Source organism: Bacillus cereus group sp. N24 (genome assembly GCF_016483345.1).
Taxonomy (GTDB): Bacteria; Bacillota; Bacilli; order Bacillales; family Bacillaceae_G; genus Bacillus_A; species Bacillus_A toyonensis.
This window is the reverse complement of sequence record NZ_JAEHCA010000150.1, coordinates 1-240: the sequence shown is the minus strand read 5'-3', so window position 1 is coordinate 240 and position 240 is coordinate 1. Positions and strand designations below refer to the sequence as shown.

Here is a 240-nt window from a genome sequence, read left to right as displayed (position 1 = left end):
TTGTCATTCGGACAAGGGATCCAAGGTGGCTGGGGCTTTGGGATGGCGGTGCGTACCTATCTTGGAGCCTACGCGTCTATCGGTCAATTCGGCTGGGCTGGCGGAACCGGCACTTCAGCTTACGCTGATCCAGATAAACAGTTTATTGGAATTCTGTTCACCCCGGTTGGGATGTCCACTCCGGCCCCATCGCATCTTATCCAAGACTTCTGGACCACGGCCTACCAAGCGATCGAAGAC

1 pseudogene is annotated in these 240 nt (G+C 55.4%); it reads left to right on the top strand.

From position 1 onward, the window contains the following. A pseudogene (locus JDS95_RS30805) lies at positions 1 to 240 on the top strand (serine hydrolase domain-containing protein); the annotation flags it as partial.